General features: G+C 61.3%; 12 protein-coding genes. 7 read left to right on the forward strand and 5 right to left on the reverse strand.

The features are described from left to right. Positions 1–2 precede the first annotated feature (2 nt). A complete protein-coding gene (locus SC1_RS13690; RefSeq protein ID WP_062182654.1) occupies positions 3–566 on the reverse strand; it encodes a hypothetical protein in 564 nt (187 codons plus the stop codon). A gap of 484 nt (positions 567–1,050) precedes the next feature. Between SC1_RS13690 and SC1_RS13695 the strand changes: the two genes are divergently transcribed. Together SC1_RS13695 and SC1_RS13700 are read left to right on the forward strand one after the other, a co-directional pair. Then, complete coding sequence (locus SC1_RS13695; protein WP_152682400.1) at positions 1,051–1,617, forward strand: hypothetical protein; 567 nt, start codon at positions 1,051–1,053, stop codon at positions 1,615–1,617. Positions 1,618–2,003: 386 nt separating this feature from the next. Then, positions 2,004–2,762 carry a hypothetical protein gene (locus SC1_RS13700; RefSeq protein ID WP_152682401.1) on the forward strand — a complete coding sequence of 253 codons (759 nt, stop codon included), beginning with the start codon at positions 2,004–2,006 and terminating at the stop codon, positions 2,760–2,762. A gap of 110 nt (positions 2,763–2,872) precedes the next feature. On the opposite strand, the gene SC1_RS13705 is transcribed toward SC1_RS13700, so the two are convergent. Next, entirely contained in the window at positions 2,873–3,706 is an 834-nt protein-coding gene (locus SC1_RS13705; protein WP_062184190.1) for a DUF4163 domain-containing protein, read from the reverse strand. A 55-nt stretch (positions 3,707–3,761) separates the two neighbouring features. Here SC1_RS13705 and SC1_RS13710 point away from each other — a divergent pair, with 55 nt between their 5' ends. From SC1_RS13710 to argC, 3 genes are all read left to right on the forward strand, one after another. Continuing rightward, positions 3,762–5,165: a M17 family metallopeptidase gene (locus tag SC1_RS13710; protein WP_062182668.1), complete on the forward strand. Its 1,404-nt coding sequence runs from the start codon at positions 3,762–3,764 to the stop codon at positions 5,163–5,165. Positions 5,166–5,250: 85 nt separating this feature from the next. Beyond that, entirely contained in the window at positions 5,251–6,195 is a 945-nt protein-coding gene (locus SC1_RS13715; protein ID WP_238586697.1) for a C40 family peptidase, read from the forward strand. A gap of 5 nt (positions 6,196–6,200) precedes the next feature. After that, a complete protein-coding gene (gene argC, locus SC1_RS13720; protein ID WP_062182674.1) occupies positions 6,201–7,118 on the forward strand; it encodes an N-acetyl-gamma-glutamyl-phosphate reductase in 918 nt (305 codons plus the stop codon). Positions 7,119–7,121: 3 nt separating this feature from the next. Here argC and SC1_RS13725 read toward each other — a convergent pair whose 3' ends face one another. Then, entirely contained in the window at positions 7,122–7,337 is a 216-nt protein-coding gene (locus SC1_RS13725; protein WP_062182677.1) for a hypothetical protein, read from the reverse strand. Positions 7,338–7,509: 172 nt separating this feature from the next. Between SC1_RS13725 and SC1_RS13730 the strand changes: the two genes are divergently transcribed. Next, positions 7,510–8,853: a sorbosone dehydrogenase family protein gene (locus SC1_RS13730; protein WP_062182680.1), complete on the forward strand. Its 1,344-nt coding sequence runs from the start codon at positions 7,510–7,512 to the stop codon at positions 8,851–8,853. A 53-nt stretch (positions 8,854–8,906) separates the two neighbouring features. Here the strand turns inward: SC1_RS13730 and dnaN are convergent, their stop codons facing one another. Beyond that, the gene (gene dnaN, locus SC1_RS13735) at positions 8,907–10,022 is read right to left on the reverse strand and encodes a DNA polymerase III subunit beta (RefSeq protein WP_062182682.1); all 1,116 of its coding nucleotides are present in this window, start codon (positions 10,020–10,022) and stop codon (positions 8,907–8,909) included. A gap of 170 nt (positions 10,023–10,192) precedes the next feature. Between dnaN and SC1_RS13740 the strand changes: the two genes are divergently transcribed. Then, positions 10,193–10,690, forward strand: coding sequence for a hypothetical protein (locus SC1_RS13740; protein WP_062184194.1), 498 nt, complete (start codon positions 10,193–10,195; stop codon positions 10,688–10,690). A 357-nt stretch (positions 10,691–11,047) separates the two neighbouring features. Here the strand turns inward: SC1_RS13740 and SC1_RS13745 are convergent, their stop codons facing one another. Then, positions 11,048–11,935, reverse strand: coding sequence for a LysR family transcriptional regulator (locus SC1_RS13745; protein ID WP_062182685.1), 888 nt, complete (start codon positions 11,933–11,935; stop codon positions 11,048–11,050). Between the last annotated feature and the right edge of the window lie 148 nt (positions 11,936–12,083).

The following is a 12,083-nucleotide window of genomic DNA, read 5'->3' on the forward strand; positions in this document are numbered from 1 at the left end:
CGTCAGGCGGCGCGTTTTGCGCGCCGCCGCCGCACCAGCCAGAAGACAAGCCCGCCAATCGCGAGCAGCACGATCGGACCTCCGATCCGCAGCGCCCGTACCCCGGCCTCATATTGCTCGATGAATTGGAGCGCGGGCGGTTTGGTCGCGCTGCCCAGCACATTCCACTCGGTGATCTGCATCGGCGCATCATTCTGCGCATAGAAGCGCAGCGATACGGTCGTCCATTTCCCCTTGCCCGTTGCGACAATCACCGCCTCTTCCTGCTGCTCCTTCAGGCCGGGGGTGACGTTGGTCTTCCAATTATAGGTAGCGAGTTGCCAGGTGGCTTTGCCTTCGGGGCATTCGCGCGGCAGCGCCGGCACCGCAGCTTCGACCGAGGTTGCGATTTCGGGGTGCAACTGGCTCTTCATGCTGACGGGATCAGTGCAGAAGCGTTCGCCGATCGCGACAAGCTCCTTCTGCCGCTCGGGCGAAACCATCTTGTCCAGTGCCGTCTGAAAACTGCATCCGCCGAGTGCGGCCAGCAACGCCGCAGCCGAAACGATCCGATAAAATCGACGCATCCACCCTCTCCCCTACTGCCCGGGAGAGGATGGCGGATTCAGCGGCGACAATCCAGTTTTATGGGCCAACACCGTCCGAGGCCCCTAGCGCGTTTTTGCCGCGCGCTCATCCTCAGTTGACTGGAAGAAAATCGCGGGCGAACTCCTCCTTCACGACCTTGACCAGAGCGCCGGTGACCGGGACGTTGATCTTGTAGCTGCCCTCGGAATTACGGTGACAGTTTACTTAACCCCTAAATCTGTATCGCCATCCACTTTAGCCGATTTGCTCGTTTCGTTCTTCTCAGCATCCCGCGTCATGTAAAAAATTTTTGACCAAATCCGAACGGCGATTTGGGGGTTAAGTAAACTGTCACCGTAATTCTAGGGTTGAAATACAATATGATGCAGGAAAGAGACCTACTAGATTTGTTGTCCACGAAACAATTAATGGAAAGTCATCTCTACCTCAGCCGATAAGAAATGCACCCACAGGACAATGATTATGAGTGACCAAGAAAAATTTGAGGAATTAACACAATCCATTGGCCAAAAACTTTGGTCGATAATGCCCGAAGGCGCGGATGAGATTTATTTCGAAGCCGCTCTCTATGAAATGCATTCTCAACGAGGTGCGCATTGGCGCAATCGCGACGGCAGCCCTGGACATTTCGACTGGGGTAAAGCGCCAGGCGATATGGACGAAATGATCGCCAACGATCTCTTGAAAATGAAATCGCTCGATATCTTTGAGCGCGAGCCTTGGGACCACGTGACCGTCACATTGACGGAGGCGGGGAAAATCAGTTTCCAATATGCTTATGTTCCTGATGAAGACTTTTGGAGCGGCGTTATTATGCGCGGTGTCAGCGATTTAAATGACGAAGAACTCGAACAAGCATATGTCCCGATGGATATAAGGGAATACAAAATCGAGAAGGCGATACCCCGCAAAGAACAGGACGCGTTGAAGGCTGAACATATCGGAAATCTTGACCGCGCTTCCAAACTACGCACCGAGGCCGAATCGTTGCGAACGCGCCTCGCCGCATATCGAGCCAGCTTAAGCTAGGCCAAATTACGTAATTATGGTAGCGTTTCACTTAATCCCTAAACCTGAATCGCCATCAATTTTAGCCGATTTTCTCGTTTCATTCTTCTCAGCATCCCTCGTCATGTAAAAAATTATTGACCAAATCCGAACGGCGATTTGGGGATTAGGTAAACTGTCACCGTAATTCAAGATGGTCGATCCGATGAAGATTGAACGCGGGAAATTGGTGCCAGATCCCCCGAAACCGCCAAAACCTCCTAGAACGCTAAGGTGATTCCATAATTATGGCATATGGCAAAGGCCCAAAGCAGTTTCTTGACGCATCAGCGAGGCAGTCATTTTTGAATAGCGACTTATCCGGATTGCTAAGAATAATAGAACAAGGCCCAGTATATGTAGACGAAATGGAAAAAATGGCGTGGAATTTTGCGCGATCTGCATATAATAAGATTTCCGAATCCTATGTAGTCGGAGCAGATTTAAATATTCACCATGATGCAAATTCAATTGTTGTAGGTTGGGCAAAAACGAGTCTGGAACGCGAACAATGGCTTCCTTATGATAAGCCATTGACCGAAAAGCAGCTTCGTCGACAATATTACAAGGATGTTGGCAAGGTGTTCTCTCGACATTTCGAGATCCGCCCCGAAGCATGGCTCGGCGCCAATTTCGTGCTGATGCATGACGCGTGGTTCAGGACAGGCAAAGTGGATCAGGCCAAGGTAAGGGACATATTGTCCAAACCGATGGACGATGTTCCCATTCTTCACGGTATTTGGGATGCGATATCCTTGCTGTCCCTTTCGGCGTGGGATTCGATTCCTGAATTGCTGGAAACAACGACGCCAAGTGATGAGAACCGCAAAGGCGCATCCATCAATATCGGCCTGATGCTGGCCGATGATCCGGCGCAATTGCATGATCGCAAGTCCCCTGCCCGTGTGCGAGCGCGAGGGCATATGCGGCGCAATATGGAACGATGGATTGGCACCGGCTTGGCGACGACCGCGCTTGAATGGCTCCGCACCTTTGAATGGCGTGAGGGGGAAAGCGGGTTAAGTCCAGAGGAAGTGATGCTGCGCGCTTATGCCTATATGCCGGACGTGGTGATACCAGACAACATCCGCAGTAGAGTTGAAGAGCTAAGGAAAATTCCAATTTAGTATCGCGCAGCAATTACGAATTACACGAATGACGGTGACATTTTAATTGACCCCTAAACCTGTATCGTCGCCAACCTTAGAAGATGCTGAAATTTGCCGCGCGCTCATCCTCAGTTGACTGGAAGAAAATCGCGCGCGAACTCCTCCTTCACGACTTTGACCAGAGCGCCGGTGACCGGGACGTTGATCTTGTAGCTGCCCTCGGCATAGGGGCCGATTTCATAAGGCGCGATGGCGATCGTCATGCGGTCGAGGTAACGCCCATCCGACGAGCCGAGCCACACCGTCTGCGCCGACGCGGGCGGGCATTTGGCGAAGACGCTGTCGGGCGCCTCGTCGGCCACTATCCCTTTCGCGGCCTTCGCGCGCTTGATCGCCGCACAGAACGGCTCGCGGATCGCCGCGTCGAACGCTTCGCCGCTCTGGAACAGGTCGAGCGGCTTCATCTGCTTGCGCCGGTTGCGGTCCCAGATCAGCGTATCGAAGCCCTGCATACCGTGGGCGCCCCCGGCATAGGTCTCGATCTCTGCCGAAAGGCTGAGGAAGCGCGGCGTGCTGGTCACGCGCTGCCAAATCTGGCGATGGCTGTGCGCGCGATAGGGGAATCCGCCCTTCTCTGCCGCCGCCCTGTCGCGCTCCGCCGCTGCAACCAACGCCTGGCGCTTTACCGACCGGTCGCCATCCAGCGCCTTTGCGAGTTCGGGGATTTGAGCGGCTTCCCTGGGATAGGCATAACCGAAATCGATCAGGTCGGTCTTTTCGGCAACGTTCGACGCGGGCGCGCCCTTCACCGCTTCGTCGGCCGCCCCCTGTGGCGGCGCGCCGGTCACCGACGCCGCGGCCACCTTGTCCGCCTTCGTCGGCTTGTCATCGGAACACCCGGCCAGCAACAGCGCGCCGGCAAGAACGGAAGTGGCATTTCGCCAGAATATTTCAGTCGTCATTCCGACATAACGCCGGGAATCGACAAAATATCCCGAGCGGCCTAGCACCGCGTGCATGACCGACTATTCCGATCTGATCCAGCCCGACAAGGGACAGGACGCGCGCCCGATCCACCTTGTCGACAAAAAGGGCTATGACGAATGGCTGAAAGGCCGCAGCGCACGCGAACGCGCACACCTTGCGGCGGTCGGTTTCAAACCCGACGTATTCGTCCATGCCATTCTGCCGGGCGACGATCCCGACAAATGGGCTGTCCTCACGACGGTTGCGAACACTCAGAAACTGTCGGCCTGGTGCCTTGCCAAGCTGGGACAGATCCTTCCCGAAGGCCGTTATCGCGTCGAAGGCCAGCAACCCGGCAAGGCGCTGTTCGGCTGGATGAGCTCGCAATATCGCTTCGACGACTATAAATCGAACCCGCCCACCAAGGGGCCGCGCGTGCTGCTGACCAGCGACGTGGGCGCCATCGCACCCTTGGTCGCCGAGATGCGTGCGACCGCGCTCGTCCGCGACCTCGTCAACACGCCCGCCGCCGACATGGGGCCTGCGGCGATCGAAAAGGCCGCCGAACGCATTGCGAAGGCGCATGGCGGCAAGTTCAGCGTGACCAAGGGTGAGGCGCTGGAGCAGGGATATCCGATGATCCATGCGGTCGGACGCGCCGCGGCGAAGCATCACGCGCCGCGCCTGATCGAGATCGAATGGGGCAAGGAGGATCATCCGCGCGTCGCACTGGTCGGCAAGGGGATCAGCTTCGACAGCGGCGGACTCGACATCAAGCCCGCGGCAGGCATGCGGTTGATGAAGAAGGATATGGGCGGCGCGGCGCATGTGCTCGCGCTTGCCGAACTGGTGATGGCTAGCGGCCTGCCGGTGCGATTGCACTGCCTTGTCGCCGCTGCCGAGAATGCGATTTCATCGGATGCCTTCCGCCCTGGCGACGTGCTGAAGAGCCGCAAGGGTCTGACGGTCGAAATCGGCAACACCGATGCCGAGGGCCGGCTCGTGCTCGGCGACGCGCTGGCAAAGGCCGGTGAAGCCAAACCCGAATTGATCGTCGATTTCGCGACATTGACCGGCGCGGCGCGCGTCGCGCTTGGTCCCGACCTTCCGCCGCTGTTCGCCAACGACGATGCGCTCGCCGATGCGATGCTCGCGGCGGGGACGGACCGCGACGACCCGCTTTGGCGGATGCCGCTGTGGGACGGCTATGCCGACCTGCTCGAAACCGACATCGCCGATCTCGGCAATGCGGGCAGTTCGCCCTTCGCCGGGTCGATCACTGCCGCGCTGTTTCTCAAACGCTTCATCCCCGACGGCGTGGCATGGGCGCATCTCGACACCTTCGCCTGGCGCCCGTCGGCAAAGCCCGGACGTCCGAAAGGCGGCGCCGCGCTGGGGCTCCGCGCCACCTGGGCAATGCTGCAGGCACGCTACGACCGCCGCGGAAAAACCTGAACATTCTTGATAAAGAGGGGTCGGCTGGTCTAATGGCGCGCGATTGTCCGCCCCGCGCGGAACCCAGCTTTTTACAGGACGGCAAGTGACAGCAGAAAGTGGCGATAATTCAGCGGCAAACCGCGTGCGGATGGGGCGTCCCGGCGCCGCCGGCGCGGGCCGCGATCGCTTTGGCCTGACCGGCACGTCGCAAAGCTTCGATCCGCGCGTCGTCGCGATCCGTCCCGACCTTGCCGATATCGCCGTCGCCGGAACCCATTTCGCGCCGCATTATGCCGCACCGATGATGCGCAGCGGCGTGCTGCCCGCGGCTTCCCTGCGTGCGTCGCCTTCGGTCGATGCCGACCAGACGAGCGAGTTGCTGTTCGGCGAAGGCTTCGCCTTGCTCGACCTGACCGGTGGCTGGGCGTGGGGATATTGCCTTGCGGACCATTATGTCGGCTATCTCGCCGCCGAAGCGCTCGCCGCGCCGATCGCACCGACACACCGTGTCGCGATGATCGAGGCCATGCTGCACAGCGCGCCCGATGCGGCGAGCGGCGGTCCCGGGGTATTGCCGCGCGGCGCCCTAGTGATGGGCGAGCCCGAGGGCGAATGGCTCGCGACCTCGCACGGTTATCTGCCCCTCGCGTCGCTTGTCGAGGTCGGCACCGAGAACGGTGATCCGGCCGAACTCGCCGAGCAGATGATCGGTACACCCTATGTCTGGGGCGGCCGTACCACCAAGGGGATCGATTGCTCGGGTCTCGTCCAGCTTGTTTGGGCGGCCGCGGGCGTACAACTGCCACGCGACAGCGACTTGCAGCTTGCGTCGCTGGGAGCCGACAAGGATGTCGATCCGGCGGCGCTCGCACGCGGCGATCTCGTCTTCTTCCCGGGGCATGTCGGCATCATGGCCGACAGCCAGACCATCATCCATGCCAGCCGACGATGGATGTCGGTGAACAGCGAACCGCTGGCCGACGTAATCGAGCGTTCGGCGGCGAAAGGGAATGATGTGCCGGTTTCCGGCTATAAACGACTGCGGTAAAAATCATGACACAGACGGTCTTCATCGACGGCGCGGCGGGAACGACGGGCCTGGAAATTGCCGAGCGGCTTGCCGGTCGGAGCGAATTTGCACTGATCACCCTGCCCGACGCGGAACGCAAGGACGCCAATCGCCGGGCCGAGGCGCTTAACAGCGCCGATTTCGTAATCCTCTGCCTGCCCGACGCCGCGGCGATCGAGGCGGTCGCGATGATCCGCAACGAAAGCACAATGGTCATCGACGCCTCGACCGCGCACCGCGTCGCCCCGAGTTGGGCCTATGGCTTTCCCGAACTGAGTGCGGGGCAGCGCGAGGCGATCGCCGCCTCGACACGCGTGAGCAATCCGGGCTGCTATCCGACGGGTTTCCTCGCTCTCGTCGCGCCACTGGTCGCAGCGGGTATCCTCCCGGCCGACGCGCGGCTCAGCGTCAATGCGGTGTCGGGTTATTCCGGCGGCGGCAAGGAGCTGATCGCACGGTTCGAAGCCGAACCCGATATCGGGTTTCGCAGCTATGGCCTGTCATTGAACCACAAGCATGTGCCCGAAATGCAGCGGGGCGCAGGCCTGACGCATCCGCCATTGTTCGCTCCGGCAGTCGTCCCCGTGTATCGTGGGATGCTGGTCGAGGTGCCGCTGAGTTTCGACGCGCCGACCGCCGATGCCGCATTCAATGCCATTGCCGCCCATTTCGAGGGATCGGCGCTGGTCAGCGTTCGGCGCGGTGACGAGAGCGAATTGCTGCTCAGTCAGAAGGACGAAGCGACCGACCGGATGGAGTTGACGCTCTTTTCCGACTCTTTCGGCCGTCAGCTACGTCTCGTTGCGCGGCTCGACAATCTGGGCAAGGGCGCGAGCGGTGCATGCGTCCAGAATCTGAACATCATGGCTGGGCTGCCTGAGACTGCGGGCTTGCGAGTTTAAACCTTAGTGCACTGTGTCGAGAATATCCTCGACCGACAAATAGGTGATCAGCCGCTCGATCTGGCGCCAGCGCGCAAAATGGACGTGGTTGCCGAGGACGCGATATTGCTCTGCCCGTGTTGCGGCGGCGAAGCCTGCTTCTTCTCCGTGCATGCTGATCAGCGCATGAGCATCCTCGACCGCGTCGCGATCGGTGAGAAAGGGGGCAGGCAGGTGCATCTTGTTCCTGGTCCGTTACGTCGTGCCCCGATCCCTAACGCCCGCCCATCACCGCACCGTTCCTAACCGTGATGAACGATCGGGTAAGGTTAATTGCCAGGCTTCTTCGGTTAACCTTCGCCCTCCGATGCAACCCCTTTGACGCCGCGCTTCGCCCGTGTAGACAGGCGTCATGCGCAAGATCCTGAAATATGCCGCCCTCGCCCTGTTGCTGCTGCTGATCATCGGCGGCATCACGCTGTACATCATGTCGCGACCCGACGTTGCGCGCTTCTCGACCGCTGAACTCAGCGGGCGAGTGCCAGTGATGGCATCGCAAAAGACCGAGACTTTCCCGACGGTGAATGTGCCCGAAGCGACGAGTTGGCCCGCCGGGCAAGCGCCGCGCGTTGCGCAGGGGCTTGCGGTCGCACGTTTCGCCGAAGGGCTCGATCACCCGCGAACCATGCTGGTACTTCCGAACGGTGACGTGCTCGTCGCGGAATCGCAGAGCCCGCCGCGCAAGGATGGCGGCGTGCAAGGCGCGGTGATGAAGACTCTGATGGGCAAAGGCGGCGCGGGCCGCAAGCCATCGGCGAACCGGATCACCCTGCTCCGCGACGCCGACGGCGACGGCAAGGCCGAAGTGAAGGCCGCCTATATCACCGGATTGAATTCGCCCTACGGCATGGCACTCGTCGGCAGCACGCTGTACGTCGCCAACACCGACGCGCTGCTCGCCTTCCCTTATGTGGCCGGCGAGACGAAGATGAGCGGCAAGCCGACCAAGCTCGTCGACCTGCCCGCCAAGGGGACCAACCGCCATTGGACCAAGAGCCTTGCGGTCGCCCCCAATGGCTGGCTCTACATCGGCGTCGGCGCAGACTCCAATATTGGCGAAGCGGGATTGAACCGCGAGTTCCGCCGAGCCAGCGTGCTCGAAGTGCGGCCCGAGAATAAATATATGCGCACGTTCGCCGCCGGCATCCGCAATCCCGTCGGCCTCAATTTCTATCCCGGCAGCGACCGGCTGTGGACCGTGGTAAACGAGCGCGACATGCTCGGCAGCGACCTGGTGCCCGACTATCTGACCGACGTGACCGAAGGCGATTTCTATGGCTGGCCCTGGTATTATTGGGGCGGTTTCGTCGATCCGCGGGTCGAGCCCGAGGCCGAGGATCGCCGGCAATATGTCAAGCGTCCCGAATATGGCCTTGGCGCCCACACCGCGCCGCTGGGCTTCACTTTCACGCAGGGCCTCGACCTTGGCGACCGCTGGGCGAATGGCGCGCTGATCGCCCGCCACGGGTCGTGGAACCGCGAGCCCGTCACCGGCTATGACGTCGTGTTCGTCAAATTCGGTGCCAACGGCAAGCCGGTCGACGCGCTGCCGGTCACCTTGCTCGACCAGTTCCTCGGCAAGGATGGCAAGACCACTCGCGGCCGCCCGGCCGACGTCAAGGTCGCAAAGGATGGCAGCGCGCTGGTGGCCGACGATACCGGCGGCGTAATCTGGCGGGTCGCGAAGGCGGGATAAGAAAAGGCCCCGCAATCGCGGGGCCTTTTTCGTTTAGGGGCTTTATCGGGTCGTCAGACCCGCATCGGCATCAGCACGTAGAGCGCCGGGCTCTTTTCGCTTTCGCGGATCAGCGTCGGAGCGTTCGCGTCGGCGAGGTGGAGTTCGACGGTATCGCCGTCGACCTGGCCAAGGATATCGCTGAGGTAACGGGCGTTGAAGCCGATTTCCATCGTGTCGCTGTCATAGACCGCGGCAACCTCTTCGGCAGCCGTGCCGTTTTCGGGGCTGGTCACGCTGAGCGTGATGCGGTCCTTGTCGAGCCCGACCTTGACCGCACGGGTCTTTTCGCTGGCGATCGTCGAGACGCGGTCGACGCCCTGATACAGGCTCTTCGGATCAACCTTGAGCAGCTTGTCATTCGCGGTCGGAATGACGCGGCTGTAATCTGGAAAGGTCCCGTCGATCAGCTTCGAGGTCAGGATCGCATTGCCAAGCTGGAAGCGGACCTTGCTGGCCGACAGGCTGATTTCGACATTGCCTTCGGCCTCGTCGAGCAGCTTGCGGATCTCGGTGACGCATTTGCGCGGCACGATGACGTCGGGCATCGACGAGGCACCGTCGGGACGCGTCACGGTGTAGCGCGCGAGGCGGTGGCCGTCGGTCGCCGCGGCCTTCAGCACCGGGCCCGACGCATCCTCGGCGACGTGCAGAAAGATACCGTTGAGGTAATAACGCGTTTCCTCGGTCGAGATCGCGAAGCGCGTCTTGTCGATGATCTGGATCAATTCGGCGACGGGCAGCTCGAAATTGGTCGGCAGGTCACCCTCGGCGATCACCGGGAAATCGTCGCGCGGCAGCGTCGGCAGGTTGAAGTTCGAGCGGCCGGCCTTGACCTGCATCTTGCCCTCGGCGGCGGCAAGGCTGACTTCCGATCCTTCGGGCAGCTTGCGCGCGATTTCGAAGAGGGTGTGCGCCGACACAGTGGTCGTCCCGGGCGTTTCGACCTTTGCCGCGATCGTCTCCACCACCTGAAGATCGAGGTCGGTCGCCATCAGTTTGAGCTGACCCGATGCATCGGCTTCGATCAGGACGTTAGAGAGGATAGGGATCGTATTGCGCCGTTCGACCACCGACTGAACGTGGCCGAGGCTCTTCAACAACACTGCGCGTTCGATCGTCGCTTTCATTCTTAATCCGCCATCCCTGTGTTCCGCGGGAAAAGTCCCTTAGGGACAGACCATCGGAGGCGATTCGTGCCCCGATTCTGGCCCCTGAAAATGTTCACCTTCCTTAACGTACAGGGCGGCGCGTGCAAGCCATGCTTGCAAAGCATCCCCAATCGCGCGAACGAGGCGCGATGCGGCGCTGGGCCTCCCTTTTCCTGATAGCAGCGGCGATGCCTGCCCTGGCGATTGCCGCCAGTCCGACCGCGCTTGGTGTTTTCGATGGCTGGGGCGCGTTTCGCGACCCTGCGACGCCGCGCTGCTACGCCCTCGCCGCGCCTGCCGCCACGATCGGCAGACCCCAGGTGAAAGCCTATGCCAGCGTCGGCTATTGGCCGAAATCGCGCATACGCGGGCAATTTTATGTCCGCTTGTCGAAAGCGCGCGCGCCGGGTCGCGAACTCCGCCTGACGATCGGCAGCCGTCGCTTCATCCTGACCGGCAACGGAGCGCATGGGTGGGCGAGCGATACGCGGATGGACGCCGCGATTATCGCGGCGATGCGGTCGGCACCGAGCATGAGCGTCGAAAGCGGAACGCCGACCGGCGGCGCGATCGCCGACACTTACCGGCTGCGCGGCGCCGCGACCGCAATCGACGCTGCTGCCCTGGGGTGCGCGAAACTGCGTTGAGGCCTTTTGGGGAAGTGGCTGATTTCTGCGCAACTTCACTCGCGATCCGCCTTTCCCCTCCCCCTTCGTTATCCCGAACTCGATCCGGAATCCCTGCGGCACATCGACGTAAGCTGGCCCCCGGATCACGTCCAGGGTGACGAAAGAAGGAAAGGCGACGCATTTTCGAAACGGCGGAAAACTGCGCAACTTCACTCGCAAATCGATCTGCATGACGCGCACCGAGGACCCTGGAACGGCGTCAATCATGGTCGGGAGGATCGACGGCTCGTTCGTCATCGCCGAGACGCTAGATCGGCCAAATAATGTAGGACAGCGATTTCCCCGCCGCGAACGATCAGCCCCCAACGGCTCCCGCTAGCCGTTACTTCGCGCAAGCTTCGTCAGGCCGGCGGCGAGGAAGTCGAGAACCAGGCGCACGCGGGGCACGTGGCGCAACCTTTCGTGGGTCAGCAGCCACAGGCCCGTCGTATCCTCGCTCTTGGGCGGGATGCAGCGGATCAGGTCGGGTTCGCGCTCCGCGATGAAGGCGGGCAATATGGTGAGGCCCATGCCCGCGCGTACGCCGGCGAGGAGTCCTGACCCGGTATCATATCGCATCACCACCGAATCCTCGAGCCGATATTGGCGGAGCCACGCCTGATAGGGTTCCCAAACCGCACCGCCCCCGCCGATGAAAGGGTGTGCGGCCAGTTCTTCGCGGGTGTGCGGGATGCCGTGACGGTCGGCATAATCGCGGCTGCTGTAGAGAGTCCACGGATTGTCGGCGATGCGCCGCCCGACGAGGCCCGCGCCGGTCGGCTGCTTGCTGCTGCGAATTGCGATGTCCGCGGCACCGGTGGCGAGATCGCGCGGCTCGTCCGACGTGTCGAGATGGATATGGATCGCCGGATGCGCGGCGCGGAGGTCGCGCAGGATCGGCGGCAGGATCGTCACCGCGAAAATTTCCATCACCGTCACGCTGACAGTGCCGCCCGCATCGCGCGACCGCGCTCCCGCAGCGTCGCTGAACCGGTCGGCCGCGTCGCGAACGGCAATCGCGCTCGCCAGCATCGCTTCGCCTACCGGGGTCAGCGCATAGCCCGCCTGTCGCCGCTCGAACAGGTTGAGGCCGGTCGCTTCCTCGAGCGCCGCGATGCGCCGGGCGACGGTCGTCTGGCTGACACGCATCGATTGCGCCGCAGACAGCGTGCTGCCGGTTTCGGCAACGGCCAGAAAGGCCTTGAGGTCGTTCCAATCATACATGACGCCTTGTGCGACATAATGTGGGCGGCCTCATTCTGCAATTTTGCAGAATAGCCCGGCAACATCGTTGCTCCTTTCGCGCCTGGCCATGGATTATCTGCTTCTCCACCGGCTTCCTCCCCTCCTCAGCCGGACGATGGAGAAACAA

The sequence above is a fragment of the Sphingopyxis sp. C-1 genome, from assembly GCF_001047015.1.
Taxonomy (GTDB): Bacteria; Pseudomonadota; Alphaproteobacteria; order Sphingomonadales; family Sphingomonadaceae; genus Sphingopyxis.

Excerpts from the sequence above, each read along its gene's own strand:
- SC1_RS13690 (WP_062182654.1), bottom strand. The coding sequence starts at position 566 with ATGCGTCGATTTTATCGGATCGTTTCGGCTGCGGCGTTGCTGGCCGCA.
- SC1_RS13695 (WP_152682400.1), top strand. The coding sequence starts at position 1,051 with ATGAGTGACCAAGAAAAATTTGAGGAATTAACACAATCCATTGGCCAA.
- SC1_RS13700 (WP_152682401.1), top strand. The coding sequence starts at position 2,004 with ATGGAAAAAATGGCGTGGAATTTTGCGCGATCTGCATATAATAAGATT.
- SC1_RS13705 (WP_062184190.1), bottom strand. The coding sequence starts at position 3,706 with ATGACGACTGAAATATTCTGGCGAAATGCCACTTCCGTTCTTGCCGGC.
- SC1_RS13710 (WP_062182668.1), top strand. The coding sequence starts at position 3,762 with ATGACCGACTATTCCGATCTGATCCAGCCCGACAAGGGACAGGACGCG.
- argC (WP_062182674.1), top strand. The coding sequence starts at position 6,201 with ATGACACAGACGGTCTTCATCGACGGCGCGGCGGGAACGACGGGCCTG.
- SC1_RS13725 (WP_062182677.1), bottom strand. The coding sequence starts at position 7,337 with ATGCACCTGCCTGCCCCCTTTCTCACCGATCGCGACGCGGTCGAGGAT.
- SC1_RS13730 (WP_062182680.1), top strand. The coding sequence starts at position 7,510 with ATGCGCAAGATCCTGAAATATGCCGCCCTCGCCCTGTTGCTGCTGCTG.
- dnaN (WP_062182682.1), bottom strand. The coding sequence starts at position 10,022 with ATGAAAGCGACGATCGAACGCGCAGTGTTGTTGAAGAGCCTCGGCCAC.
- SC1_RS13740 (WP_062184194.1), top strand. The coding sequence starts at position 10,193 with ATGCGGCGCTGGGCCTCCCTTTTCCTGATAGCAGCGGCGATGCCTGCC.
- SC1_RS13745 (WP_062182685.1), bottom strand. The coding sequence starts at position 11,935 with ATGTATGATTGGAACGACCTCAAGGCCTTTCTGGCCGTTGCCGAAACC.